This window comes from Oxynema mangrovii CENA135 (assembly GCF_016632315.1).
Taxonomy (GTDB): domain Bacteria; phylum Cyanobacteriota; class Cyanobacteriia; order Cyanobacteriales; family Laspinemataceae; genus Oxynema; species Oxynema aestuarii.
In genome coordinates, this window is record NZ_JAEOXH010000001.1 from 2322992 (window position 1) to 2346310 (window position 23319).

The 23319-nt window shown below is 51.5% G+C and carries 24 protein-coding genes; 6 read left to right on the forward strand and 18 right to left on the reverse strand.

Going from position 1 to position 23319, the window contains the following annotated elements; all coding sequences use genetic code 11:
- Positions 1-97: 97 nt before the first annotated feature.
- The 9 genes from JJD41_RS09150 to JJD41_RS09190 form a co-directional block, all read right to left on the reverse strand.
- The gene (locus tag JJD41_RS09150) at positions 98-307 is read right to left on the reverse strand and encodes a hypothetical protein (RefSeq protein WP_200665643.1); all 210 of its coding nucleotides are present in this window, start codon (positions 305-307) and stop codon (positions 98-100) included.
- 54 nt (positions 308-361) lie between these two features.
- The gene (locus JJD41_RS09155) at positions 362-685 is read right to left on the reverse strand and encodes a DUF5615 family PIN-like protein (protein WP_234488562.1); all 324 of its coding nucleotides are present in this window, start codon (positions 683-685) and stop codon (positions 362-364) included.
- Positions 686-687: 2 nt separating this feature from the next.
- On the reverse strand, positions 688-1038 hold the full coding sequence (locus tag JJD41_RS09160; protein WP_200665645.1) for a DUF433 domain-containing protein: 351 nt from the start codon (positions 1036-1038) through the stop codon (positions 688-690).
- 70 nt (positions 1039-1108) lie between these two features.
- Positions 1109-1381: a type II toxin-antitoxin system VapB15 family antitoxin gene (gene vap15, locus JJD41_RS09165; RefSeq protein ID WP_234488563.1), complete on the reverse strand. Its 273-nt coding sequence runs from the start codon at positions 1379-1381 to the stop codon at positions 1109-1111.
- Positions 1382-1544: 163 nt separating this feature from the next.
- Positions 1545-2246: a DUF4336 domain-containing protein gene (locus JJD41_RS09170; protein WP_200665647.1), complete on the reverse strand. Its 702-nt coding sequence runs from the start codon at positions 2244-2246 to the stop codon at positions 1545-1547.
- Positions 2247-2328: 82 nt separating this feature from the next.
- Complete coding sequence (gene ftsH / locus JJD41_RS09175; RefSeq protein ID WP_200665648.1) at positions 2329-4293, reverse strand: ATP-dependent zinc metalloprotease FtsH; 1965 nt, start codon at positions 4291-4293, stop codon at positions 2329-2331.
- Positions 4286-5002, reverse strand: coding sequence for a dienelactone hydrolase family protein (locus tag JJD41_RS09180; protein WP_200665649.1), 717 nt, complete (start codon positions 5000-5002; stop codon positions 4286-4288). Before JJD41_RS09180 ends, ftsH begins: the two co-directional genes overlap by 8 nt.
- A gap of 80 nt (positions 5003-5082) precedes the next feature.
- On the reverse strand, positions 5083-5736 hold the full coding sequence (locus JJD41_RS09185) for a phosphoribosyltransferase (protein ID WP_200665650.1): 654 nt from the start codon (positions 5734-5736) through the stop codon (positions 5083-5085).
- A 66-nt stretch (positions 5737-5802) separates the two neighbouring features.
- Positions 5803-6147 (reverse strand): hypothetical protein, encoded by a 345-nt coding sequence (locus JJD41_RS09190; protein WP_200665651.1) that lies wholly within the window; start codon positions 6145-6147, stop codon positions 5803-5805.
- Between the two features lie 395 nt (positions 6148-6542).
- On the opposite strand from JJD41_RS09190, the gene JJD41_RS09195 reads away from it, so the two are divergent.
- Positions 6543-10190, forward strand: a complete 3648-nt coding sequence (locus JJD41_RS09195) for a hydantoinase B/oxoprolinase family protein (RefSeq protein WP_200665652.1) — start codon at positions 6543-6545, stop codon at positions 10188-10190.
- Positions 10191-10349: 159 nt separating this feature from the next.
- Here JJD41_RS09195 and JJD41_RS09200 read toward each other — a convergent pair whose 3' ends face one another.
- Both JJD41_RS09200 and JJD41_RS09205 read right to left on the reverse strand, forming a co-directional pair.
- Positions 10350-10538 (reverse strand): CsbD family protein, encoded by a 189-nt coding sequence (locus JJD41_RS09200; RefSeq protein ID WP_200665653.1) that lies wholly within the window; start codon positions 10536-10538, stop codon positions 10350-10352.
- Between the two features lie 296 nt (positions 10539-10834).
- Positions 10835-11044, reverse strand: coding sequence for a CsbD family protein (locus JJD41_RS09205; RefSeq protein ID WP_200665654.1), 210 nt, complete (start codon positions 11042-11044; stop codon positions 10835-10837).
- Between the two features lie 283 nt (positions 11045-11327).
- On the opposite strand from JJD41_RS09205, the gene uvrB reads away from it, so the two are divergent.
- Complete coding sequence (gene uvrB, locus JJD41_RS09210; RefSeq protein WP_200665655.1) at positions 11328-13331, forward strand: excinuclease ABC subunit UvrB; 2004 nt, start codon at positions 11328-11330, stop codon at positions 13329-13331.
- 142 nt (positions 13332-13473) lie between these two features.
- Complete coding sequence (locus JJD41_RS09215; RefSeq protein WP_200665656.1) at positions 13474-14019, forward strand: pentapeptide repeat-containing protein; 546 nt, start codon at positions 13474-13476, stop codon at positions 14017-14019.
- A gap of 14 nt (positions 14020-14033) precedes the next feature.
- On the opposite strand, the gene JJD41_RS09220 is transcribed toward JJD41_RS09215, so the two are convergent.
- Together JJD41_RS09220 and JJD41_RS09225 are read right to left on the reverse strand one after the other, a co-directional pair.
- Positions 14034-14852: a radical SAM protein gene (locus tag JJD41_RS09220; RefSeq protein WP_168569597.1), complete on the reverse strand. Its 819-nt coding sequence runs from the start codon at positions 14850-14852 to the stop codon at positions 14034-14036.
- Between the two features lie 38 nt (positions 14853-14890).
- The gene (locus JJD41_RS09225; RefSeq protein ID WP_200665657.1) at positions 14891-15412 is read right to left on the reverse strand and encodes a DUF3122 domain-containing protein; all 522 of its coding nucleotides are present in this window, start codon (positions 15410-15412) and stop codon (positions 14891-14893) included.
- A gap of 419 nt (positions 15413-15831) precedes the next feature.
- Between JJD41_RS09225 and JJD41_RS09230 the strand changes: the two genes are divergently transcribed.
- The 3 genes from JJD41_RS09230 to purN all read left to right on the forward strand — a co-directional run bounded on the left by JJD41_RS09230 (position 15832) and on the right by purN (position 18908).
- A complete protein-coding gene (locus JJD41_RS09230; RefSeq protein WP_200665658.1) occupies positions 15832-16875 on the forward strand; it encodes a photosynthetic reaction center family protein in 1044 nt (347 codons plus the stop codon).
- Positions 16876-17038: 163 nt separating this feature from the next.
- Positions 17039-17956, forward strand: a complete 918-nt coding sequence (locus JJD41_RS09235; protein WP_200665659.1) for a type IV pilin-like G/H family protein — start codon at positions 17039-17041, stop codon at positions 17954-17956.
- A 277-nt stretch (positions 17957-18233) separates the two neighbouring features.
- Entirely contained in the window at positions 18234-18908 is a 675-nt protein-coding gene (gene purN / locus JJD41_RS09240; protein WP_168569602.1) for a phosphoribosylglycinamide formyltransferase, read from the forward strand.
- A 4-nt stretch (positions 18909-18912) separates the two neighbouring features.
- Here the strand turns inward: purN and JJD41_RS09245 are convergent, their stop codons facing one another.
- From JJD41_RS09245 to JJD41_RS09265, 5 genes are all read right to left on the reverse strand, one after another.
- Positions 18913-19518 carry a CPBP family intramembrane glutamic endopeptidase gene (locus JJD41_RS09245; RefSeq protein WP_200665660.1) on the reverse strand — a complete coding sequence of 202 codons (606 nt, stop codon included), beginning with the start codon at positions 19516-19518 and terminating at the stop codon, positions 18913-18915.
- Between the two features lie 77 nt (positions 19519-19595).
- The gene (locus tag JJD41_RS09250; RefSeq protein ID WP_200665661.1) at positions 19596-20702 is read right to left on the reverse strand and encodes a DUF3326 domain-containing protein; all 1107 of its coding nucleotides are present in this window, start codon (positions 20700-20702) and stop codon (positions 19596-19598) included.
- Positions 20703-20882: 180 nt separating this feature from the next.
- Positions 20883-21059 (reverse strand): hypothetical protein, encoded by a 177-nt coding sequence (locus tag JJD41_RS09255; protein ID WP_200665662.1) that lies wholly within the window; start codon positions 21057-21059, stop codon positions 20883-20885.
- Between the two features lie 95 nt (positions 21060-21154).
- Positions 21155-21481, reverse strand: coding sequence for a 2Fe-2S iron-sulfur cluster-binding protein (locus JJD41_RS09260; RefSeq protein WP_200665663.1), 327 nt, complete (start codon positions 21479-21481; stop codon positions 21155-21157).
- 152 nt (positions 21482-21633) lie between these two features.
- A complete protein-coding gene (locus JJD41_RS09265) occupies positions 21634-22815 on the reverse strand; it encodes a YcjF family protein (protein ID WP_234488564.1) in 1182 nt (393 codons plus the stop codon).
- Between the last annotated feature and the right edge of the window lie 504 nt (positions 22816-23319).

The window sequence follows — 23319 nt, forward strand, 5'->3', positions numbered from 1 at the left end:
GATTGTAGCTAAATGCCGAGAAACCGGGTTTCTATGGATATCTCGGTTAGGATACAGAAACCCTGAAAGAAACCCGGTTTCTTTGATTCTACCGAACCTAAGACATTTCCAGAACTTGTTGAAGAGGAGGGGATAGTTCAATAGGCATAAAATAGGAGTTAGGATAGAGGTAATCTTCCCCTGATTCATCAATGATTCGCAGCATTTGATGACTATTCGCTTTTGAGTCGGGTAAGACTTGATAGATTTTGCGAACTTCTAGGGAAGCGGCATAGTCTGTATTTTTGATGCAAACAACAAAGTTCATGGCTTTTCCTCTCATGGATAAAGCGGCGGCAGTTCAACATCAAACAAAAATTACTTAATTGGCGAAATCTTCTAATTCTCCAATTTTGGCGTAAACCTCTAACTCTTCTATCGCATAACCAATGGAAACTTTGGGACTTAAAAAGAAAATCCCTGTAAACGCTTCACCTTGAGCAACACAATTTTTAGCTAAAACTAAAAAATCGCGATCTGTGGTTACCAGAGGACGCTTGAGTTGCACAGAACGACTTAAAATTATTTCATCAATAGCACTACTATTATTGTCTTCTTGAGCGGTCAGAACCTTAACCCCTCTCAGTTGTAAACCAATTTTAATCGCTCGATGGACTGGAGCATCGAAATAGTAAGAGATTGCCATTTTCATCCTTGCTGCTGCCGTTTTTGCTGAAGCCTTTGTTTAAAATCGGCAGTATGATGACCGACTCCCATTGTAATTAAATCAGCTTGCAGGTTCTGGATTTCTTCCTGTTCTTGAGCAATTTGAGCATCAATTTGGGTTTGATAGGTGTAGTAATAACTGAGGGCAGAATAAATGGCAGCTAGGGAAATTTCTGGGTGTTGAAAGTGCAGTTCTTCTGGACTCCAGCCGTGGGCGTGTTTTTCTTGAATCAGTTGGGCAACTGAAACGCGACTATTGGCAATGGTTGCCTGATTTTGAGCATCAATGTCTAGGTATTGCCAAGTTACCGGAGTATCGGTGGTGAATGTCATCTTGAGGATGGGGTAAGGGTTGATACTATTGTAGCCAAATTTCCAGAAATCCGGTTTCTATGTCGCTGGATTAGAAAGCACAAAAATGGGTGGTTTGGTGGTCATACATTTCTGTCCTCACCGCTTCGACTTTTTCGGTGATTTCGGCTAAGGAAATTTCATCAGTCTTGAAGGATTGGAAAAGATAAGTCAGTTGGCTATCTAGCAAGTCTTTGGATAAGGCTTGACTGAGTTTTAATTTGTCAGCCTCCGGTAGTTGTTTGACGAGGCTCAATACTTGTTCAAAGCTGAGGGAGAGTTGATATTGAGTTGGGTTCATCGTTTTCTGGGGTTGAGAATACATGGCCATTTAAACGGGTTTTTGAGAAAGGGTTTTCTTGGATGTGGCTTTACTCTTTTTGGATCTCTAGGTTAGCGAAGTGTTCTTGCACGAGGCGATCGGTGCATTTATTTAGGGAGTGAAAATCAGGTTTGTATTGCTATATAAGCTAAGATAAACACTAGCTTCAACGTAAAAAAGATTCATACCCTTTCTTGAATTTTTCTTTACCATCTCGCTCAATTATAGTTCCATGAGCCATAATAACTCGCTCGAAATCCCATAACATAACTTGTTCAAACGATTGTCTAACTCGCTCTTTTTCAGTAGTGGCAAGCCGTTCCAAGATTGATAGACTTAATTGTTTATATCCTCCCAGCACTCTAGCTGAAAATTGTGTCAGAGTGGGAAAGGTTTCATCAAAGTGAAATGCTGTATCTGTCAAAATCAGAGTGCGACTTGCAGAATGAAAAAACACACATTCATTAAGTGAATTAATTCCCGTTAAGCCCAAAACTCTTAGGCCATCGAATAAGACCAAGTCTAATCCAGGTAATAACTCACCTCGATCGCCCCTGATGGTCTGGTCAATCGGTAAATCTGGTTTTTTGATGGTTAAACCCGGTGCAGCCAAAAAGGTTGCCTGGGGATAAATAGATTTGAAATTAGCTGCAAATAAATAATGATAAAGGTTAGGGGCAATAATATACTTAACAACTCCCAGTTCACCTAGCTGGCTGACAAGTCTGTCGCTAGATTGAATTGGAGAAATCACGGCTAATTCTTGATTAGCCAATCGAATAACCGTCATCCTGTTTCCGACGCTGAGTCCCAAATATCGGAAGGGTTGTTCTGCAACCCAAATATCTATATCAACTTCTTTGAGCATAGTTTAGAGGAATAATCTGATTGCTAGGTTTAATACTAGCAAAGGTAGGGTGGGCAATGCCCACCCTGCTATTTTGTATATTTTACGCTAAAAAGATGTCAACGGATCGATCGCCCCTAACGGTTGCTCCATCATCGTTGCGACTGGGGATCTCTTGGCCCGTATTCAACCAGGTTTCCAACTCCGTCGGACGGCTAATTTTCGCGAGATGCGATCGCAGGGTCTCGCCTTCTAAAATCTCCTTTTCTAACAACAACGTCGCCGTTTCTTCTAACACCGACCGATTCAATTCTAAAATTGCCGAGGCCATGTGATGGGCGCCTTCGACGATCGCCCGTACCTCGCGATCGATCTCCTCCGAAACCTTGGCACTGACGGCGCGGCGGGGATTGGCTAACCCTTCGAGAAACTGTTGCTGTCGCTTTTCAAAGGCGATCGGGCCGAGGCGATCGCTCATCCCATAAAGGGTCACAAACCGTTCCGCTAAATCCGTCGCTTTCTGAATGTCGTCACTCGCCCCGGTCGAAACTTTTCCGAAAATTAACTCTTCCGCCGATCGCCCGCCGAGTAAGGTCACGATCCGACCGCGAATTTCATCTTCAACCATCAAAAAGCGGTCTTCTTCCGGCAACTGCAATGTATATCCCAACGCCCCCACCCCCCGGGGAACCACGGAAATTTTCTCGACTGTCCCGCAACCGGGCATCAAGGCGGCAACGATCGCGTGTCCCACTTCGTGATAGGCGACGGTTTTCTTCTCCAATTCGTTGAGAATTCGCGATTTTTTCTCCAATCCCGTAATAATCCGCTCGATCGCCTCGTTAAAATCCGCCATCATCACCGCCACGCTATTCTTGCGCGCCGCTAACAACGCCGCCTCGTTGACCAAATTCGCCAAATCCGCCCCTGCAAATCCGGGGGTTCGCGCCGCGATCTTATCGAGGTCTACATCGTCGTCGAGTTTCACCAGTTTCGCGTGAACCTTGAGAATCGCCTCGCGTCCGCTCTTATCTGGGCGGTCTACCACCACCTGGCGATCGAAGCGTCCGGGACGCAACAGCGCCGGATCGAGGACTTCCGGGCGGTTGGTGGCGGCGAGCAGGATCACCCCGGTATTCGGCTCGAATCCGTCGAGTTCGGCGAGCAGTTGGTTGAGGGTTTGTTCCCGTTCGTCATTTGTCCCTAACATCGGCCCGGCGCCCATGCGCGATTTGCCCAAAGCGTCCAACTCGTCGATAAACACCAAACAGGGCGCTTGGGCTTTGGCTTGCTCGAACAGGTCGCGCACCCGCGAGGCGCCGATCCCGACGAACAGCTCGATAAATTCCGAGCCGGAAATGCTGAAAAACGGCACTCCCGCTTCCCCGGCGATCGCCCGGGCGAGCAGGGTTTTCCCGGTTCCCGGCGGGCCGACGAGCAACACCCCTTTCGGAATTTTCGCCCCCAAACGGGTGTATTTGGCCGCATGTTTGAGAAAATCGACGATTTCTTCGAGTTCGACTTTGGCTTCGTCTACCCCCGCCACGTCGTCAAAACAGACTCCGGTAGTCCCTTCGGAGTAAATCCGGGCTTTGCTTTTACCGATCGTGAGCGCCGCCGGACCGCCACCGCCGCGCGATCGGCTCATCGCCCATCCCCAAAAGGCAAACAGCAACAGCAGGGGTAAGGCCCAACTCAAAATAATGGCGATCGTGCCGCCTTCGTGAGAGCGGGGCGCGGAAAATTCGACGCCGTGTTCGCGCATTAATCGCACTAAGTTTCCATCGCTGGCGACGGGAAAGGTTTCGTAAGTTTTCGGCGGGCGATCGCCCTGGCTGTCTTCTCTCAACATATATTCAATGCGATCGCCGCCGACGGTCGCCTTTTGTACTCGTCCCGCTTCCACTTGTGAGAGAAACTCGCTATAAGGCACCCGCGTCGTTTGGGGCGACTGGAAAAAGAGAAAGTTCAGCAGCAGCAACCACACCAGCAAAAAGATGATGCTGCGTCCGAAACGCCGGATATCCGACAGTTTTGGAGATTGATTCGAGTTGGGATCTTCAGCCATGTTCGATCGCTCCTTTGCCGCCGACCGGGGAACGGGCGGGGGCGAGATAGTTGCCAAACCACTGACAGGCCAATCGAGCCACTTCGGCTAAGGCTCCGGGTTCTTCAAATAAGTGAGTTGCCCCGGGGACGATCGCGAGCTGTTTCGGCGCGCTCAATTGGCTTAAAGCATCTTCGTTCGTGCCGAGAACGGGAAAGTCGCGACCGCCGACAATCAACAAGGTGGGCGATCGCACTTGCGGTAATACCCCCAGAGCCAAATCGGGACGCCCGCCACGGGAAACAATTGCACTGACGCGATCGCCCCTTTCCACGGCGGCGACTAAGGCGGCTGCGGATCCGGTACTGGCCCCGAAATACCCGATCGCCAGCGACCGGGTGGCCGGACATTGTATCAACCAATCCGTCGCCCCGACCAAACGCCGCGCCAAGCGCGGAATGTCAAAGCGCAATTGATGCCGGGTGCGATCGTCGATCGCCTCTTCTTCGGCGGTGAGCAGGTCGATCAGTAAGGTGGCGAACCCCGCCGATTGCAGCATCCGGGCGACGTAGCGATTGCGCGGGCTGTGGCGACTGCTCCCACTCCCGTGCGCGAACAACACCACCCCTCGAACCTGGGGCGGCAATCCGAGGGTTCCGGTGAGTTCGACCGTTCCCAGGTTCAGGGCGACTTCAAATTCGCGATCGGGCCAATCGAGGGGGTGGGACATTGGGGATGTTAGAGGTTAGATGTTAGATTGGGGATCGAGCTGGGGATCGGTGCAGGTACGATGGCTGCACTACAAGGTTTTTAGGTTTGGATCCCTAACTTATTGGCTCGTGCTAATAACTGACAGACTTCTTCATCGCTGGTTTGCGAAAAATCTTCGTACCAGGCGCTAATCGAATAAAGGTGTTGGGGACAAAGCAAACAAAGGACGCGATCGACGTCTTGCTGCAAGTCGGTGCAGGTTTGCGGGGGGGCGACGGGAACCGCCACGACGATCGCCCGGGGTTGCTGTTCGCGGATGGCTCCGATCGCCGCCCGTAGGGTCGAACCCGTGGCGATGCCGTCGTCGATTAAAATAACGGTGCGATCGCCCAAGTTCAATCCGGGGCGATCGCCGCGATAGAGCCGTTCGCGCCGTTCTAATTCCCGTTGTTCCCGTGCTTCTACTCGGGCGATCGCTTCGTCAGAGATATTGAGGGAACGAACCAGATCCCAGTCTACGGTCTTCACTCCTCCCGGGGCGATCGCCCCCATCGCCAGTTCGCAGTGACCCGGCACCCCCAATTTACGCACTAAACAGAGATCTAAGGGCAATTCCAGGGCGCGTGCGACTTCGTAGGCGACGGGAACGCCTCCGCGCGGTAGAGCTAAAACCACCGCATCGGGTCGGCGAGCATAGGGGCGCAGTCGTTGCGCCAGCAACTGACCCGCTTGGGTTCGATCTTTAAATTGCATAGTCTTGATTTCTCCCCTTTTGACGGTTGCTCCCGTTGGCGATCGCCCCTCAAGAGTACACCGCAGCTAACCCGTCACGGTCGGTTCGCCTTCTTCCACCGTTTTCAACCAATACAACCAACCCAATGCTTCGCCGATTTGGGCTTGCACGCGAGGGTCGATCCCTCTGCCAATTTTGAGTAGTTCGGCGATTAAAAATTCCCACGATCGCAGCCCGACGGGGGCCAGTTGAATCCATTCCGGCGCCACGGGCAAAACTTTTGAAAAATCTGGCTGGGCTTTCAACCCCTCGGATGCGGATTCTTGAGGGTCTATCTTTGAATCGGGTTCTTTCCAAAAATCGGGAATTTCTTCCGGTTGTGCCTGTGGATCGTCGGCGATCGGCGGATCTCTCGATAAATTGTCAAACATTTTTCAATCTCCTAATCTTTCACGGTTAAGAATTTTTTAAAATCGGAATGTTGTAGCGATTGAAGCCTTCGCCTCTACGCAATATTATAGGCCACCCTCGAAGGTCTTGTCGAATCGATGGAAGCGGTTTTAATCCGAGCTATTCCCCCTTTTGAGCGGGCGATCGCCGAAGGTTGAGGAGGGATTAAAGGGCAATTTTTAACCCTTACAATTCTCAACATTTTGTAAAACTTCGATCGCGCTTGCTCCCGGGCAATCCACCCACAAGAAGCGCGGCGATCGCCCGCTCTCCTTTTCAATCGAATTTGTCCGTTGGTTCCGATAAACATTTCCCTTGCATCGGTGTCGCCAACTGCGCTTAAAATGAAACAATTATCGACACAATCGCAACAGCTATGACTTCTACATTGCCCCAGGAAAATCGCTGGGAATTTTGGATCGATCGCGGCGGAACCTTCACCGATATCGTCGCCCGGCGCCCGGACGGAGAAACCGTCGTCTGCAAGCTGCTTTCCGAAAATCCGGACCGCTACAGCGACGCCCCGGTCGCCGGAATCCGCCAACTGCTCGGAATTGCCGACGGCGAAGCGATTCCCACCGAGGCGATCGCCGCGATTAAAATGGGAACCACCGTCGCTACAAACGCCCTGCTCGAACGCAAAGGCGATCGCACCGTCTTTGTCGTCACCCGAGGCTTTCGCGACGTCTTGCGAATCGGCTATCAAAACCGCCCGGACATCTTCGCCCGCGAGATCGTCTTACCGGAAATGCTTTACGAACGGGTCGTCGAAGTCGAAGAACGCTACAGCGCCGGAGGCGAGGAACTCCAACCCGTCAACGAAGCGCCCTTAGTCGCCGCCTTGCAAGACGCCTACGAAAGCGGGATTCGGGCCTGCGCGATCGCCCTGATGCACGGCTACCGCTACCCCCAACACGAACGCCAAATCGCGGCGATCGCCCGCGAGATCGGCTTTACCCAGATCTCCGTATCTCACGAAGTTAGCCCGCTCATGAAGCTCGTCAGTCGCGGCGATACCACCGTCGTCGATGCCTATCTTTCCCCCATTTTGCGGCGTTACATCGATCGCGTCGCCACCCAGCTAGACCCCGGCGGGCGCATCGAAAACCGCCTGATGTTCATGCAATCCAACGGCGGGTTGACCGACGCCCGCCAATTTCAAGGCAAAGACAGCATCCTTTCCGGCCCCGCCGGGGGCATCGTCGGCGCGGTGCAAACGAGCAAAATGGCCGGATTCGAGCAGATCGTCACCTTCGATATGGGCGGAACCTCCACCGACGTCGCCCATTACAACGGCGAGTACGAACGGGAATTTGAAACCGAAATCGCCGGAGTGCGCCTGCGAACGCCGATGATGTCGATTCACACCGTCGCGGCGGGGGGCGGTTCGATCTTGATCTTCGACGGATCCCGTTACCGAGTCGGTCCCGAGTCGGCGGGGGCGAATCCCGGTCCGGCGTGTTACCGCAACGGCGGCCCGTTGACGGTCACCGACGCCAACGTAATGTTAGGTAAAATTCAGCCCGACTTTTTCCCTCACGTGTTCGGTCCCGACGGCAATTTACCTCTCGATCTGGAGGTGGTTCGGCGCAAGTTTGCCGACATGGCCCGGGAAATTCACGAGCAAACCGGGGACGATCGCACCCCGGAACAAGTCGCCGAGGGGTTTTTGGCGATCGCGGTCGAAAATATGGCCAACGCGATTAAAAAGATTTCCCTCCAGCGCGGCTACGACCTCTCGAATTATACGTTGTGCTGTTTCGGCGGGGCGGGCGGCCAACATGCCTGCAAAATTGCCGAAACCTTGGGGGTCGCTCGCATTTTCATCCATCCCTTTGCGGGGGTGCTTTCCGCTTACGGGATGGGATTGGCGGACGTGCGCGCGATCGCCCAACAGGCGATCGAAGCGCCGTTAACGGCAGAGGGTATGGTTCAATTATACGATGTCGTCCGGAAGTTAGAAGAAAAGGCCAAAAGCGAGATCGATTCCGGCGATCGCGCGATCGCCGTGCAGTGCAAAGTCCGGTTAAAATATCGCGGCACCGATTCGACCTTAACCGTCGATTTTGCCGACGATCCGGCAGTGATGAAAGGTGAGTTTGAAACCGCCCACCAGCAGCGTTACGGCTTCGTGCAAAGCGATAAACCCTTAGTCGTCGAGGCGATCGCCGTCGAAGCGATCGATCGCATGGCGATTCCCGAAGAAAAGGCGATCGATCGCCGCAGTTCCCAAGTTCCCGAACCCAAAGCCAGAGTGAGAATGTACGTGGGCGATCGCTACTGCAACACCCCCGTGTTCGATCGCGCCGACTTGCAACCGGGCGATCGCCTCTTCGGTCCGGCGATCGTTATCGAAGAAACGGGTACCAATATTATCGATCGCGGTTGGGAAGCGTACACGAGCGATCGCAATCATTTAATTCTCAATCGTCTCAAAGTAGACGACCCCGCGATCGCGCAATCCACAGAAATAAACCATGCTCAACCCGATCCGGTACGCTTGGAAATCTTCAACAATCTTTTCCGGGCGATCGCCGAACAAATGGGAATCACCCTCCAAAATACCTCATCTTCAGTTAATATCAAAGAACGGCTCGATTTCTCCTGCGCCTTATTCGATGCCGAGGGCGAACTCGTCGCCAACGCCCCTCATATTCCCGTTCATTTAGGCTCGATGAGCGAAAGCGTGCGCGCCTTAATTGAAGCTGGCAGCGATCGCTTAAAACTTGGAGCAGTTTATATCTCCAACAACCCCTACAACGGCGGGACGCACTTACCGGATATTACCACGATTACCCCCGTCTTTGAAGGCCACGAAATCTTATTTTATGTCGCCTCTCGCGGCCACCACGCCGACATCGGCGGCATTACCCCCGGTTCGATGCCACCCAGCAGCAAGACCGTAGAAGAAGAAGGAATTTTATTCGATAATTTCCAACTGGTCAAAGCTGGAAAGTTTCAAGAACCCGAGTTATTACAAAAACTCAATTCCGGCGCCTATCCCGCCCGCAACTGCGCCCAAAATATCGCCGATTTGCAAGCTCAAATTGCGGCGAACGAACGGGGAGTGCAAGAATTGAGAAAAACGATCGACCAATTTGGTTTAGAAACTGTGCGTGCTTATATGAAACACGTACAAAATAATGCCGAAGAATCGGTCAGGCGCGTCATTCAAGTGTTAAAAGATGGCGAGTTTTGCTATCAGATGGACGGCGGCGGCCAAATTCAAGTAAAAATTACGATCGATCGCGATCGCCGCAGCGCCACCATCGACTTTAGCGGTACCTCCAACCAACTCGACAGCAATTTTAACGCCCCGGAAGCGGTGTGTAAGGCGGCGGTGCTTTACGTATTTCGCACGTTGGTAGACGATAATATTCCCTTGAATGCGGGATGTTTGAAACCGCTACAAGTGATAATTCCCGAGGGATGTTTGCTCAATCCGCGCTATCCGGCGGCAGTCGTGGCGGGGAATGTAGAGACTTCCCAGGCGATCGTCGATGCCTTATACGGCGCCCTCGGCGTCATGGCCGGATCTCAGGGAACAATGAATAATTTCACCTTTGGCAGCGATCGCTATCAATATTACGAAACGATTTGCGGCGGTTCCGGCGCCGGACCCGGTTACCACGGAACCGATGCCGTTCACACTCACATGACCAATTCGCGCCTCACAGACCCGGAGGTGTTGGAATGGCGGTTCCCGGTGTTACTCGAACGGTTTGCCATCCGCCCGGATAGTGGTGGAAATGGACAATATCGGGGCGGAAATGGCGCGATCCGGCGCTTGCGCTTCCTCGAACCCATGACGGCGGCGATTTTGTCGAGTCATCGCACGATCGCGCCGTTTGGCTTACAAGGCGGCGGCGACGGCGCCCTCGGTAAAAATAGCGTCGAACGGGCGGACGGTACGGTAGAAGTTTTAGGATCTACCGATGTCGCCCAAATGAATCCCGGCGATGTTTTTATCATTGAAACCCCAGGAGGTGGCGGGTTTGGGGCGATCGCACCTCCCTCTGTATAGAGTTTGGCGATAGGGATTTTTAAATCCCTTGGCGCTTCCCCTCTCGCCATTTCCATCGACGAGAACGGAACAATAAGCCAACAATAAGCCAACAATAAGGAGGAAGGAATATCGATATTCCTTCCTCCTTTAAAAAGCTCAATTTAGGCTTTTTAGGCTTTAAGCATTATCGATTTTTTGCTTAACCTTTTCTTTCACGTTCTCTTTAGCGTGTTCCGCTTGGGCTTCGATTTGTTTGGCTTTTCCTTCCGCTTTATCTTGGGGGTCGCCCGTCACTTCGCCCATCGCTTCTTGAGCTTTTCCTTCTAAGTTTTTTGCCGTAGCTTCAAGCTTATTCTCGTTACTCATATTGCAAAGCTCCTTTTACTAAATTGCTTTGTTTCAACTGTTACTATCATAGAAATTAAAGAACTGAGATGTCTCCATCTGGCGATATATTCCATCAAAATAATTAATCTATCTTTTGGAGGTTGGAAGGGTTTTTAAGAATATATTGGTTACTCTAAAATTCACAAAGTAAAATTGCTATACAAACAACTGCTCGATCGCCCGTATCCTAAAATAGGGTACCTGCGATCGAGCAGTTGAGCCAAAATGAACAATTTTGAACCTGAGTTACAATGGGAAATCCATCCCCAAGTGAATTAACGGCGATCGCCCGTCGAATTCAGTTGCTGTTGTTTCTCAGCCAATTCTTCTTTCATATTTTCTACGGTATGCTCTTTCTGGGCTTCGACTTGCTTCGCTTCCCCTTCCGCTTTCGCTTGGGGGTCGCCCGTCAACTCGCCGAGAGCCTCTAGAGCTTTCCCTTCGAGGTTTTTCGCAGTGGCTTCTACTCGTTTCTCAATACTCATACATCTCTCCTCGATGCGTCAAAAACTGAGATTTAAAAAAGCTAATCTTTAACTTGCTTCTCTATTCCAACTTAGATAAAATTTGCTCGGAGTTCATCTACCTACAGGCATATTTCTCAAAAAGTCATGATGACTCCGGGGTACGGTCAGGATGCCCGCACCGCAAGGCTCGATCGCCCATGCTGCCTGGTCGGTCAAAACCTGAGAAAATCAACCCCATTGTCTCAAGTTAAAATCTACACTCTAAACCCTAAAATCTAAACTCTAAACTCTAAAATTCCCCATGGCAGAATTTAAGCTTCAATCCCCCTTCAAACCCACTGGAGATCAACCCCAGGCGATCGCCCAACTCACCAAAGGACTGCAACGAGGACAACCCTTTCAAACCTTACTCGGCGCGACGGGAACGGGCAAAACATTTACGATCGCCGCCACCATCGAAAAAATCGGCAAACCTACCCTAGTGCTCGCCCACAACAAAACCCTCGCCGCGCAATTGTGCAACGAATTGCGGCAATTTTTCCCGGAAAATGCCGTCGAATATTTCATCAGTTATTACGATTACTATCAACCGGAAGCTTATATCGCCGTTACCGATACCTACATCGAAAAAAGTGCCTCGATTAACGACGAAATCGATATGTTGCGACATTCCGCGACGCGATCGCTATTCGAGCGCCAAGATGTTATCGTCGTTGCTTCAATTAGCTGCATCTACGGTTTAGGAATTCCTTCCGAATACCTAAAAGCTGCGATTCCGCTCAAACTCGGCGAAGAGGTCAACCAACGCCAACTCTTACGCGATTTAGCGACGATTCAATATACCCGCAACGATATCGAACTCGGACGGGGACGCTTCCGAGTTCGCGGCGACGTTCTCGAAATCGGTCCGGCGTATGAAGACCGTATTATCCGGGTCGAATTTTTCGGCGACGAAATCGATGCGATTCGCTATCTCGACCCGGTGAGCGGGGAAATTTTGCAAAGTGTCCGCGCTTTAAATATCTACCCCGCCCGTCACTTTGTGACCCCAGAAGATCGATTAGAAGAGGCTTGTGAGGCGATCGCGGGCGAACTCGAACAGCAACTCGCCGAACAGGAAAAAGCGGGAAAACTCCTCGAAGCGCAACGTCTGGAACAACGCACCCGCTACGATTTGGAAATGTTGCGCGAAGTCGGGTATTGCAACGGCGTCGAAAACTATTCGCGCCACCTCGCCGGACGCCAAGCGGGGGAACCGCCGGAATGTTTGATCGACTATTTCCCGGAAGATTGGCTGCTGATCGTGGATGAATCTCACGTTACCGTGCCGCAAATCCGGGGAATGTATAATGGCGATCGATCGCGCAAACAGGTTTTGATCGATCACGGTTTTCGGTTGCCGAGTGCGGCGGACAATCGCCCGTTAAAAGCACAAGAATTTTGGCAAAAAGTCAATCGCTGTATTTTCGTTTCGGCGACGCCGGGAAACTGGGAAATCGAGCAGTCGCAAGGTCAAATTGTCGAACAAATTATCCGTCCGACCGGGGTACTCGACCCGGAAATTTTCGTGCGTCCGACCGAGGGACAAGTTGACGATTTACTCGGCGAAATTCAAGAGCGCGCCAACCGTAACGAACGGGTTTTAGTCACGACGTTAACGAAGCGAATGGCGGAAGATTTGACGGAATATTTCCAAGAACGGGGGATCCGGGTGCAATATTTACATTCCGATATTGATTCGATCGCCCGGATCGAAATTTTACAAGGACTGCAACAAGGCGAGTTCGACGTTCTCATCGGTGTCAATTTATTGCGCGAGGGTTTAGATTTACCGCAAGTGTCGTTAGTGGCGATTTTAGATGCAGATAAAGAAGGCTTTTTACGCACGGAGCGATCGCTCATTCAAACCATCGGACGGGCGGCGCGCCACGTGCGCGGTCAGGCGATTATGTATGCGGATAATTTAACGGAAAGTATGCAAAAGGCGATCGCGGAAACCGAACGCCGCCGTCAAATCCAGCAAGAGTATAACCAAAACCACGGCATCACGCCGCAACCGATTGTTAAGACGGGAATTAATTCAATTTTGGCTTTTTTAGATGTATCTCGTCGTTTGCATAAAGACGGGATCGCGGCGATCGCAAAAATAGACTTTCCCGAAGATTTACCGTTAGAAGAAATTCCCAATTTAGTCAATGAATTAGAAACTCAAATGAAGGAAGCCGCGCAAAAGTTAGAGTTTGAAGAAGCAGCGAAATTGCGCGATCGCATCAAGCATCTGCGCGAAAAAATGCTGGGACATTGATTTTCTAGAACATCCCGAGGGCGAGCAACGGACTCCTCTACAAATTAGACTTAGAATCTTCTAGTGATGCGGGCAGGATGCCCGCGAGTAATTTCTTCTCAATTTAAAATCGAATCAATTCTACAATGTAACAAAAAGAGTCATGAAACTCTCTGCAATTTTAACCCTTTTCCTCATTTTAAACTTGTTCTTTTGCCAAGGATGTATCGCCTCCGACCTCAAAATCCCGATCGCCTCCAGTCAACTCGACCCTCAAGATTGCCCCGGGTGCGATTTCAGCGAAGCCAATTTAAGTGGCAGGGATTTGCAAGGGGCGAATTTAGAAAATGCCAATCTGACTCAAGCCAATTTGAAAGAAACGAATTTACAATCGGCCAATTTAAAAGGTGCGATGTTGGAAAATGCCAATTTAACGAAAGCGAATTTAACCGACGCTCAACTACAAGGTGCTAAGTTGAATCGCGCCAATTTAAGTGAAACAATTTTAATCAAAGCCCAATTACAAGGAGCCAATCTCAACGATGCCAATCTCAGTTCGGCCCGCTTGAATAATGCAAAATTAATAAGCGCCCAACTGGTTAATGCCAAGTTAACGGGCGCTAAATTAACGGGAACCAATCTCAACGGTGCAAATCTATGTTCCGCGATTATGCCGAATGGGGCGCGGTCAACCCAAAGTTGCCCGTAATACCGATTGGCAACTCAACCCGAGACTCCGGCGGGGGTGGGGGCGCAACGGACGAGAATCCCGGTGCGATCCTGAATTTTGCGGGCGAAGGCGTGCAGGACTTCGGGACTCACTTGTTTGAGAACCCGCACGGGATAGGGGCGATCGCTCGCATTAGAATGGTCGCCGCGTCCTTCAAATTCGTGCTTGAGGGGTTTGGGTCGCGTGGGGGTGTTCAGTTGGATTTCGTCGGGTTGTAATTCTTGCATTCGGCGGATGTATTCCGCTTGGGTGGCTTCGTCCCACGGGGTTAGCAGCATGGTTTGAATGCCGACTTCGCCGCGATACTGTTGGCGGAAGCGGACGATACCTTGCCATAACTGGTCTAAGCTAATCGGCGGATGCGGTCGGCTGACCCGTCGCAGTTGGTCGTCGGAAACGGCGTCTAGCTTGACGGAAATGCGATCGGCGAAGGTAAGGGCTTCGCAAACGTCGGGATCGTTTAAGGTGGTGGCGTTGGTGAGGACGGAAAGGGGACGGTGAGTGAGTTGTTTAATTTCTTGGAGAATTTCTTTTAAGTTGAGGGCGAGGGTCGGTTCGCCACTGCCACTTAAAGTAATCACGTCAACGTCCCAGGGGGCGAAAGCTTTGAGGTCTTCGAGAATTTTTTCGGTGGGAACGTAAATGGCCCGATCGCCTGTCTTGACTTCGATTTCGCCTAACTGGCAGTACACGCAATTAAACGAGCAGGTGGAAACGGTTCCGATCGGATCGATGCCGAGCGATCGCCCGTACCGCCACGAGGACACCGGACCGTAAACCGAACAAAAGTTAGTGGTTTGATTCGATGACATGACAGTTTCCTCCTGGAATGGGTGGGCGATCGCCGCGCTTAATGATTCGCAATGGTTTTCCATTCTAAGACGACGGAGGGGGGAACGGGCAAGGTGAGGATTTCACCACTGGCGATCGGCACGGAGAGTAAGAGCGACCCGTTGGCGGGCAATTGGTCTAAAACCTCCCCGATTCCATACTGACCCACATTTTCGGCGGGAGCCTTTTCGGCAAACAAATCTTTAGCTTCCAATTTGCCCTTACCTCCCGGAAGTTCGATTTCCAGGGGTTGCGGATGGGCGATCGCCGACAAGCCGGGAAATCCAACCAGTCGTAAGGTCACTTCGTCCACGCCGCCGCTTTTCACCCGTTTGAACAGGACTACTTGCCACGAGTGGCCCGCGCGATCGCGCAAACTATGCCGGGATTGATAGAGCATCTGACCCGGCGCTTCCTCAGTTTGCCGGATTTCTGCCGCCGCCGGAGGCGTCCCCAGATAACCCAATCCCCACACGATCGCCAGCAAGACGCTGCCGACGAGTAACAACACGGACAAAATTCGTCGAATACGACACCACATGATAAAATTTCCTTAAATGACTATATAGTGTTATAGCATAAAAAATCCGACGATCGCGGGGGCGTGGCGATCGGCGCTCTTTATTAAGAAAAGTTGCAGAAAATTTAGACAATTATCATTGTTTGAATTTCTTAGAAAAAAATACCTAAATTTCCGACAAATTGGCGATCGGTCTCGGTGAATTTAATAAAATTTTCAGAATATTCCCCCCTCAGAAAGACCTCATTGAAGACCGTCACCTGTAGAATAAACAGTAGGACTTAAAACTTTACTCATTCAAACAACTTTCCGCGATCGCCTGGGAGTGAGGCAAGCGGAAAAAAGGGGAAATTTATCCACTCATCCAAAACCTCGGAAACCAAGCCATCCGGCGTATCCGGGCTTTGGAGTCAGAAGATTTAAACAATGGAGAAGGGCTAATGAACACTACCGTTCAACAAAGACCCCAACTCGACCTTAGCCGAAGCTGGGATAGCTTCTGCGAATGGGTCACCAGTACAGAAAATCGAATTTACATCGGTTGGTTTGGCGTGTTAATGATCCCAACCTTACTCGCCGCCGCCACTTGCTTTATCGTTGCCTTTATTGCCGCACCCCCCGTGGATATGGAAGGCGTGCGCGAACCCATTGTCGGTTCGATTTTAGGCGGCAACAATTTAATCACCGCCGCCGTAATTCCGACCTCCGCCGCGATCGGCCTGCACTTTTACCCGATTTGGGAAGCCGCCAATATTAGTGAATGGCTTTATAACGGTGGACCGTATCAACTGATCGTCCTGCACTTCCTAATCGGCGTTTGGTGCTACCTCGGACGGCTGTGGGAACTGAGCTATCGCCTCGGAATGCGTCCTTGGATCGCGATCGCCTTTTCCGGACCCGCCGCCGCCGCCACCGCGATCTTCCTGGTCTATCCCTTCGGTCAAGGCAGCTTCTCCGAAGCCATGCCCCTCGGGATTTCCGGAACCTTCCACTTCATGCTCGCCTTCCAAGCGGATCACAACATTTTGATGCATCCGTTCCACATGCTCGGCGTTGCCGGGATCTTCGGCGGAGCCTTATTTAGCGCCTTACACGGGTCCTTAGTGACCTCCACCCTCGTCCGAGAAACCACCTATTGGGAATCCACCAATAGCGGCTACAAATTCGGTCAAGAAGAAAGCACCTACAATCTGCTCGCCGGACACTACGGTTTCCTCGGTCGTTTGACCGTTCCCGGCTTAGTTTTCACCAACAGTCGCTCCCTGCACTTCCTCCTCGCCGCCTTACCGACGATTGGGATTTGGTTTGCGACCCTCGGCGTCGGCGTGATGTCGTTCAACGTCAACGGCTGGAATTTCAACCATTCAATTCTCGACAGTAGCGGTCGCGTGATTTACACCGATGCGGACTTACTCAATCGCGCCGATCTCGGTATTCAGTCAATGCACGCACCGAACACCCATCACTTCCCGCTTATTTTGTAATGGGTTGTAATCAATTGATTTCGCCAATCAGACAGTAGCTAACACCATATAGGAGGAGCGTTCTCAATGAGGACGCTCTTTTTTTTGGGGATTAAATCTCTAACCGCTTATTCCCTGAAAGGTTAGAATGCGGAAGAATCGACCGGGGTTAATAAAAACGAAAATGAAACGGCTTTTTTACAGTGTTTTACTGGTCAGTCTGACGGGGGCGTTATTTCCTGGCGCTGTCTTGAGCTACAGTGACGTTCGCCCGTCTTCTCTTACTCCAGCTTCCCATCGCTGGCAACTTACCCAAACGAATCAATCGAGAGCCATTAGCGAGCAGTTGTATGGCTTGTGGGAGGCTCGCGAACCCGAAAGTGGACAACTGGGACGATTTTTATTTACCTCGGACGGCCAAATGTACATTTATGAAGTTGACAGTTCCAGTGTGTACAAAGCCGAGTATCGCATCAATACCAATACCGAGCCGATGCAACTCGATCTCTTGTTTGAAGGAGAGTTGATCTTGACCATTTTCGCCCTAACTAAAACAGGTCAGTTACAGCTAGAGACTCAAGGGATCTATCCCAATAACTTCAGACCGACGGCATTTATAAATCCGGTCGCCTTCGATCGCCTCGGAGATGGAGTCGCCGAACGCAAGGAGTACGAACAGCTAATTGCGATCGAACAAGCACATATAGAAGCGACAGAAACCCTTTGGTATCTCAATACGCTGCAAATCGATTATTATTCCGCCAATAATAAATTTGCAACGGCGATCGCCGATCTCGATGGGGAACTGCCACAGGAAACGGAGAACTACCGCTATCAACTCGACATCGGAGATAACGATCGCAGCGTACTGCTGACCGGGACGGCGAAACAAGCCAACCTCAAAAGTTATACGGTTCTGCTGTTTATCGATAACTTCGACAGCGAGCGGGGAGAACATGCCTTTAATTCCACCACCTGTGTCACCGAACAACCCTCAATGACCGCTCCCGGAAGGCCCCTGGTCATCCCTCGGGAGAATCCCACCCTAGAACCGAGTGACATTCAGTGTCCGGAAGGTTCTGAATATTTGTATGGCTTCTGACGAAACAGTGCAAAAAACCCGAGCGACTCGAACTCGCGTTTGTCCCCACGGGGGTTGGGTTGCCGACCGCGTCCTTCAATGGGGATGCAGTAGGGTGGAATTCGCCCATTGAGAGAGATTCCCTCTGGGTTGAGTGGAGAGATCCTGACGGTTAATGCAGACTCGTAGAAGGGTGAATCCCCCTAGCTTCAGACGCGGGAGAACGTCAAGTTTAGCAAAGCACGATCGCCGATAAATCGCCGATAATAACAACGTCAATCCATTTACCGATCGTTCGATGACTTCCAATCGTGCAGTAGTGACCGCGACCCCGAGTTTTATTTCGCCGATTTTGCCGTCGAACTTCATGCAAGAGGCGACGGGGGGCGATCGCCCCTTGAAATTGGGCATCCTAGCGTCCGGAAGCGGCAGTAATTTTGAAGCGATCGCCGAAGCCATTGCCTCGGGAGAACTCAACGCCCAAATTCAAGTCGTCATCTACAACAACCCCGGCGCCAAAGTCTGCGATCGCGCCCGACGCTGGAACGTCCCGGCAGTGTTTCACGACCATCGCCAATACAAACGCCGTCAGTTAGACGCCCAAATCGTCGCCACTTTGCAAGAATATGACGTCGAATGGGTCATCATGGCAGGGTGGATGCGAATCGTAACGGAGGTCTTGATCGACCAATTTCCCAATCGCGTCTTAAACATCCATCCGAGTTTGTTACCCAGTTTCCGAGGGGCCCGCGCCGTCGAAGATGCCTTGCAAGCGCGAGTAAAAATCACCGGATGCACCGTTCACATCGCCGCCTTAGAAGTCGATAGCGGACCGATTTTGATGCAAGCTGCCGTCCCCGTGATGCCGGACGATACCCCAGAAACCTTACACGCGCGCATTCAAGTCGAAGAACACCGGATCTACCCGCGCGCGATCGCCCTCGCGGCCCAACAGGCGAAAAACAGCCCTTGAACCCCTAAGAAAACCGATTGTCGCTATCTTGCAACTGGCCGAACTTCCACAAAATGCTCGAAATCAAATTCGTGAGAACGTGAGCGACAATCGGCACCAGTAAATTTCCGGTCAACAACGCACTGCCTCCGAGCACTAAGCCGACAATGGTCGCCCAAACCATGTACGGCCACTGCTGGAGACTACTCAAATGTAAAATCCCAAAGCAAATACTCGTCACGATCAGGCCATTCGCATTCAACCCGATCGCGGGTAAAAGAACTCCGCGAAATAGCAATTCTTCACTCAAACCCGGCAGCAGTCCCAACCAGATTAAGTCCGGCCAAATGAGCGGATCGAGGACAATTTTTAAATAGAAATCGGCACAACGGCGATAATCGGGCCAGAGTCGATAGACGATCGCACTGGTTCCGCTAATCCCCAAGCCGACCGCCACCCCTTGGGCGATCGCCTGTCCGCCAAATTGCCAGGGCAGGCGAAATCCACTACTGAAATACAGCCACAGCTTGGCAAAGACGAGCAGAAGAATCGCCGTTACTGCCATCGCCACGAGGACTTGTACTCGGGTAAGCGGTTCGATCTCGGGATTAGTAGGACGTTTTTCGGACACAATAAATGGGAATTTTAGAGTTTAGAGTTTGGATTTTAGAGTTTAGAGTTTAGATTTTAGAGTTTAGAGTTTAGATTTTAGAGTTTAGATGTCCCTTTCTGACTCGCGAGTTCTCCCTCTCTCTCCCGACACTCCCCGATCGCCCCAAGCTGCGGCGTTAACGAGATCGGGCTGACCCCCGCACGGTGGGCGGCGATCGCGCCGATCGCTTCTAAATACGAGTTCACCGTCAGTGCGCAGATTCCTAAATCTGCCGGGGTGACCTGCATCCGCGTTTCGTTATCCCTCACGGCGATAATTTGCGATCGCGACTGACTCAAACTTAACACGGCACTACTCCCCGCCGCCGTCGCCGGAATAATCACCGCATCGACTTGTTCGGCCCAAATATCCGACGAGGGCGATCGCCCCTGCAGACTCGTGACGAATTGGGGCGCCCGACTCAATCCCGCCAGCACGCAAGGGAGAAAAGTATAGCCGATTTCCTCCGCCGCCGATCGCGGTGAAATCGACGGATCCAACGGTAACGGCTGCAACGCGGGGGCGTGGGCGCACGGGATCTGAAATTGCCTAACGACTAAGTGACTAATTAACGCTTCGGCCCCTGCCAGAGGATCGACACCGGATCCGTGGCGGTAGTTTTGCAAAGCTTCGCTGCCTTCGTCGTCGGGAAAGCGCGCCACGACGGCGATCGCCTCCGCCCCACACTCGACAATTGCCCGGTTCGCCGCCCGCAGCAAACTATCGGGATGGGCGATCGTCCCCCAACTGGCCCCCGAACTAGCCGTTTGTAACGTTACCTGTAACGGGGTATCGGTGACCACGTAATCGGTCAAATCGAGGCCGAGGGTGGCCCGGGCGGCGTCGGCAGCTTGTAGGTGTCGCCAGCGCAATTCCGGTTCGATCGCGCGATCGAGAATCAGGGTAATGCGATTGCGATCGCGCGGTCGCAGACCCCACGATCCCGAGGCGAAGCGATCGAGGGCATAGCCTTCGACGTAAAATCCATTAGACAACGGCCAATATAACTGAGCGCCATTGAGGACGTTGGGATGGGTAATCAGGCGGTCTACCACAGAGGCGATCGCCCGGGCGACGGGCAACGCATCTCCGGCATAACCGCCAATCGAGGCCCCGATTCCCGTAGGAACGATCAAAACGGCAGTATAGGGCTTAGAGGTCATGACGGAGCAACATGAGGGAGTGGCGAGAGGCGATCGAAGCCAACACAAACCCACCCGCCCGGGCGGGTGAGAGAGTCGAGATCGATTTCAAGCGGCTCAAGTCCCCCTTTTTCAGAGGGATTTAGGGGGATTCTCCGTACTTGAGAACCCCTCGAACAACACAATTTCGCGCGATCGCGCTCAATCTTCTTGAGTGACCACCGCTTCGACGCGGACGACTTCGCGTTCCTTATCCACTTGGGAAACCGCCCAGCGCAACGGTTCGCCGCGCTTTTCCAACTCTTTCTCGATCGCCTTGGGCAATTCGGCAGGCGATTCGGTCAAATCAATTTCCGCACTAATAAAATGAGTGGTCACGAGCTTTTCTCCACTAAACTCAATATCGATTCAATCCGCAGTTTGGAGGCCATAGGCCGATCGTCGAAACCATTTCAGCCCATTGCAACCGCAGTTTAAGACGGCGCCCCAAACTGGCGATCGTACACTTCGTCCTCTTTCTCCGTCTCCACCTTAAGATTGGAGCGCGGATAGGACACGCAAAGCAGCACGTAACCCTCATCTTGCAATTCCGGCCCGAGACCCATTCCCTCGCTTTGATCGACGCTTCCCTCGCCGACGATCTTCGCCGCACAGGTCGTACACACCCCCGAATTACAAGAACTCGGCAATTCCATCAATCCCGCGTCGTAAGCCGCACTGAGGATCGTTTTATCTTCAGGGATTTCAAGGGTGTGGGTCTTTCCTTGATGTTGAATCTCGACAGTGTATGTTTTAGCCATCTTCCCAGTATTTTGCGCGATTGCGGGTTACATCGACGATTTAGCAAGTCGAGAGGCGATCGCCCCCGACGGGCGACCCTTGCCAAATCGGCAAACAGAGACCCTGCGACAGGTAACCCGGTTCGGACTGGCTTATTTTATCTTTTCTCAGGTCAATCTTGAATATCAATTTCTCGTGGGGGCAAGATCGGTTCTTCACTCGGTGTTTTGCGTCCGCTTTGCAAGTAGTCCTTGTAAAGATAGACAAAAATGCGGCTGAGCTCTTTTTTAGAGAGCGTTTCCCCGCGCCATTGAGCTTTCATGTAGACTTTGAGTAATTCGATATAGGCCAACCCCAACGCCAGGGTGAGCGAGGCGGCAGTAGAAGCGGAAATCGCCCCGCCGACGAGGGTTCCGGCCCCGGGCAGGAATTTAACCAAATTACCGACAATCGATCGCCCGATCGCCGTCGCCCCCGTAGTTCCCGCGATCGCCGTCAGCAAGGTCGCAATGAAGCCGCGATCGAAGGGTAACCCGAAAATCGCCGTAATGTGACCGAGCATCACCGTCTGAACCCCCATCAGTAGCGGCGCATCGGAAAAAGGAATCGGCGAGGCGCCCACGACGGCGGAACTGGCAACGTAACCGGAGAGATATTTAAACGCGCCTTTGGCTTTGAGGTTGACGCTGGCAATTTGCTCGCGAATAAACGCTTCGCGGGCGCACTCCGGCAGCAGGTCGAAGGTAATTTCCACGAGGCGATCGAGTCCGTGGGGTTGCACGGCGGGAAAGTCATCGTGAACCTCTTTCGCTTCTGCCAGGACCGGGACGACCTGGGTGACGGGCAAGTTCATCGCTTCTAAGGCTTGGATAAACTCGCTACGCTTTTGCGTCGTCGTCTGAGTGACGACGAGAATCACGGGAATATCTTTCAGTTCGAGTAATTTGAGCCAGTTTTCCTCTTTATGCTCGAAACGGCGACTTTCGTAGTTAATGCAATACCAAATGACGTGGATATGTTCTTTTGGATCGAGCAGGCGCCGGGAGTCGATCAGTTCCGAGACTTCCAGGGTCATGCGTTCGATCTGTTCGTCGGACAGTTCCAATCCGGGAGTATCGTAGACGGAGATCGGACAGGGAGATTTGGTATATTGCCGAATTCCCTGGGTAATCGGTCGTCCGACCCCAGTTTCGGCCAATTTCTCTCTAAAAACGGCATTAATTAGCGTACTTTTGCCGACGCCCGTTTTACCGATCGCCAAAACATTGCACTGACTCAGTTCCGTTTCCGCTTCGCGATAGCCATCGCCAAATTGTGACACGAGTTCGTCCAGGGAATAGTCTTTCTCCACCATTGAGCCATCTCCAGACTCGTTGCGATCGTTAGTTTCCTCGTTCTCTAGTCTAGACTGGCAACCCCCCTTTTCTCCCCTTTTCTCTCTCGCACGGGTCTCGGTTTCACTGTCGGTTCGCCCCCGATCGCCTCCCCCCAGCAAGAGGAGCGTGGAAAATCGCTATAATCTTGCGAGAGGATTTGATCGGGAGTGTTTTTAAAGTCTTTTCAAGTCATCGGTCGAGCTTCTTTTTTGTTAATTCATCTTAAACTCATCTAAATCATTCTCAACTTATTCTAAATTTAGATATTTTTTATTTGTTTTGAACAATAACAAGTCTATAGCAATTCCTCAATTGAGTCGTGTTTTTCCACCTTAACTCCTTGGAAGTAGGAACATCCTTTGACTGCGCTCGGTAATACTTTCTCCTTCTTTGGGTTAATTATTTAAAATACTATTTTCAAAAAATATTAAAGTTGGCAACAATAAAAACTAGATTCTCATTTTTTTTATAACCAGCGCGAT

Bases quoted from the DNA above. Each gene is read 5' to 3' on its own strand.
- purN (WP_168569602.1), top strand. From the start codon at position 18,234: ATGACTTCCAATCGTGCAGTAGTGACCGCGACCCCGAGTTTTATTTCG.
- JJD41_RS09215 (WP_200665656.1), top strand. From the start codon at position 13,474: ATGAAACTCTCTGCAATTTTAACCCTTTTCCTCATTTTAAACTTGTTC.
- JJD41_RS09170 (WP_200665647.1), bottom strand. From the start codon at position 2,246: ATGCTCAAAGAAGTTGATATAGATATTTGGGTTGCAGAACAACCCTTC.
- JJD41_RS09205 (WP_200665654.1), bottom strand. From the start codon at position 11,044: ATGAGTATTGAGAAACGAGTAGAAGCCACTGCGAAAAACCTCGAAGGG.
- JJD41_RS09160 (WP_200665645.1), bottom strand. From the start codon at position 1,038: ATGACATTCACCACCGATACTCCGGTAACTTGGCAATACCTAGACATT.
- JJD41_RS09150 (WP_200665643.1), bottom strand. From the start codon at position 307: ATGAACTTTGTTGTTTGCATCAAAAATACAGACTATGCCGCTTCCCTA.
- JJD41_RS09260 (WP_200665663.1), bottom strand. From the start codon at position 21,481: ATGGCTAAAACATACACTGTCGAGATTCAACATCAAGGAAAGACCCAC.
- JJD41_RS09225 (WP_200665657.1), bottom strand. From the start codon at position 15,412: ATGTGGTGTCGTATTCGACGAATTTTGTCCGTGTTGTTACTCGTCGGC.
- JJD41_RS09185 (WP_200665650.1), bottom strand. From the start codon at position 5,736: ATGCAATTTAAAGATCGAACCCAAGCGGGTCAGTTGCTGGCGCAACGA.
- JJD41_RS09180 (WP_200665649.1), bottom strand. From the start codon at position 5,002: ATGTCCCACCCCCTCGATTGGCCCGATCGCGAATTTGAAGTCGCCCTG.
- JJD41_RS09230 (WP_200665658.1), top strand. From the start codon at position 15,832: ATGAACACTACCGTTCAACAAAGACCCCAACTCGACCTTAGCCGAAGC.
- JJD41_RS09265 (WP_234488564.1), bottom strand. From the start codon at position 22,815: ATGGTGGAGAAAGACTATTCCCTGGACGAACTCGTGTCACAATTTGGC.
- vap15 (WP_234488563.1), bottom strand. From the start codon at position 1,381: ATGTATTCTCAACCCCAGAAAACGATGAACCCAACTCAATATCAACTC.
- JJD41_RS09250 (WP_200665661.1), bottom strand. From the start codon at position 20,702: ATGACCTCTAAGCCCTATACTGCCGTTTTGATCGTTCCTACGGGAATC.
- JJD41_RS09155 (WP_234488562.1), bottom strand. From the start codon at position 685: ATGGCAATCTCTTACTATTTCGATGCTCCAGTCCATCGAGCGATTAAA.
- JJD41_RS09195 (WP_200665652.1), top strand. From the start codon at position 6,543: ATGACTTCTACATTGCCCCAGGAAAATCGCTGGGAATTTTGGATCGAT.
- uvrB (WP_200665655.1), top strand. From the start codon at position 11,328: ATGGCAGAATTTAAGCTTCAATCCCCCTTCAAACCCACTGGAGATCAA.
- JJD41_RS09235 (WP_200665659.1), top strand. From the start codon at position 17,039: ATGAAACGGCTTTTTTACAGTGTTTTACTGGTCAGTCTGACGGGGGCG.
- JJD41_RS09220 (WP_168569597.1), bottom strand. From the start codon at position 14,852: ATGTCATCGAATCAAACCACTAACTTTTGTTCGGTTTACGGTCCGGTG.
- JJD41_RS09200 (WP_200665653.1), bottom strand. From the start codon at position 10,538: ATGAGTAACGAGAATAAGCTTGAAGCTACGGCAAAAAACTTAGAAGGA.
- ftsH (WP_200665648.1), bottom strand. From the start codon at position 4,293: ATGGCTGAAGATCCCAACTCGAATCAATCTCCAAAACTGTCGGATATC.
- JJD41_RS09190 (WP_200665651.1), bottom strand. From the start codon at position 6,147: ATGTTTGACAATTTATCGAGAGATCCGCCGATCGCCGACGATCCACAG.